This is a genomic window from Caldivirga sp. UBA161 (genome assembly GCF_002506515.1).
GTDB lineage: Archaea > Thermoproteota > Thermoprotei > Thermoproteales > Thermocladiaceae > Caldivirga.
Genome location: NZ_DAXS01000016.1, coordinates 66,104 through 68,040 on the forward strand (window position 1 = coordinate 66,104; position 1,937 = coordinate 68,040).

The 1,937-nt window shown below is 42.4% G+C and carries 1 protein-coding gene and 1 pseudogene; one reads left to right on the forward strand and one right to left on the reverse strand.

Translation table 11 applies throughout. The features are described 5' to 3' along the window. Positions 1-127 precede the first annotated feature (127 nt). Positions 128-1,180: a M42 family metallopeptidase gene (locus BP896_RS02240; protein ID WP_291765214.1), complete on the forward strand. Its 1,053-nt coding sequence runs from the start codon at positions 128-130 to the stop codon at positions 1,178-1,180. A 68-nt stretch (positions 1,181-1,248) separates the two neighbouring features. Here the strand turns inward: BP896_RS02240 and BP896_RS02245 are convergent. Next, positions 1,249-1,937, reverse strand: a pseudogene (locus tag BP896_RS02245) (UxaA family hydrolase); the annotation flags it as partial.

A 1,937-nucleotide genomic window follows, 5' to 3' on the forward strand; every position in this document is an offset into this window, starting at 1 on the left:
CGCTCACGCAACTCCTTAATTAAACACATTTATAAAGCATACCTCCAAATTAAATAATTTCTTCAATTATTTAATTAAATTTACGCATCAAATTAATCGTTAAATATACTTAAATCCCAGGAGTATTATGGATACAGCAACATTATCCAAGCTAACCCTTGAGGTTGGCCCATCAGGTTTCGAGGATAGGGTGATAAGGACAGTAATAAGCATGATTAGGAACCACGTTGATGAAGTTAATGTAGATAACATGGGTAATCTAATAGCAAGAATCGGTAATGGCCCATTTAAACTAATGGTAAGTGCGCATGCTGATGAGGTAGGGGTTATGGTTTCGCACGTTGATCAAAGAGGCTTCATTAAGGTTGTTCCAATAGGTGGAATTGACCCATGGGTTATGATCGAGCAGGAAATAGTCTTCATGGGGCGTAATGGTGATGTATACGGCACTGTTGGTGTTGATCCACCACACTTAAGGAGGGAGAAGCCTCCATCCAGGTTTGAGGAGCTTTATGTCGATGCTGGCTTCACTTCCAATGATGAAGCATCCAAGGCGGGTATACTGCCTGGCGTAGCAGGAACCTTTGCAGGATCATTTAGGGAAAGAGGTAATGTAGTTATAAGTAAAGCTTTGGATAATAGGGTTGGCTGCAGTGTACTGGTTGACTTAGCCAAGGAGGCTAATGAAATAGTTACAGGTGACTTATCCCTATACCTAGTTTGGAATACCCAGGAAGAGGTTGGGTTAAGGGGTATAAATGCAGCTGTTAATGCCATTAATCCAAACATGGCTATTGTCGTTGAAACAACGGTTGCTGCCGATATTCCAGCTAACCCTGAAAGTGAATGGGTAACTAGGATTGGTAATGGTGCTGCAATTAGGGCATTGGACAGATCCATGATAACTAATCCACGGTTACTATCAGCGGTACTGGAGTTAGCATCATCAAGGGGAGTTAAGTATCAGATTCAGGTTAACCCATATGGCGGTACTGATGCCGGTTCTATTCATGTTCACGGTACCGGTGTACCAACGGTAGTTGTATCCACCCCAGCTAGGTATATTCACACACCCCACTCAGTGATTAACCTTAATGATGCTGATCAAGTTAAGTCACTAGTTAATCTAATAGTAAGGGAACATAATGTATTAAGTAATGCCATAAAGATTCAGGTTTAATCTACATCAATTCAATGCATATATGAAAATTACATTATTTAAAAATAAAGTAACGCTTTATGCGTATTTTAGAAGGATGGTATTATTTTATGTATTACGAATTCAGTGTGCCCAAGTAACTCAGCCTTAGTATGCTTACCCCTGGCAACCTCAAGGACAAGGTTAAGTAACCTCCCTCCAGCCTGTTCAATAGTCTCCATACCATTAACCACTGTACTCGCGTCAAAGTCAATGTTCTCCTTCATCTTACCATATGTGTAGGGGTTGGCAGTCACCTTAATTACTGGGGCTATTGGATTACCGGTTGGAGTACCCCTACCAGTAGTGAACACCACTAGCGTTGCTCCTCCAGCAACCATACCAACCACTGACATTATGTCGTAACCTGGCGTATCCATAATCCAGAGGCCCTTACCCTTAACCTCCTCCGCATAATTTAGCACCCCTTGAATCTGCCTTGACCCACCTTTAATTATGGCGCCAAGGGACTTCTCCTCAATTGTTGATATGCCACCAGCAATATTTCCAGGGGATGGTTGAGTACCAACTAGGTCTACGTTATATGATGCAGCTAATTCAACCCACCTCCTAATAACGCTGTAAACCTTATCAGCAACCTCCCTTGATGCAGCCCTCTTGGCTAAAATATCCTCAGCCCCTATCATTTCAGGGGTCTCCGATAGAATTACAGTCCCCCCTAGGTCAATTAACTTATCGGATACGTAGCCCACAACTGGGTTTGAGGCTAAGCCTGATG

Excerpts from the sequence above, each read along its gene's own strand:
- BP896_RS02240 (WP_291765214.1), top strand. The coding sequence starts at position 128 with ATGGATACAGCAACATTATCCAAGCTAACCCTTGAGGTTGGCCCATCA.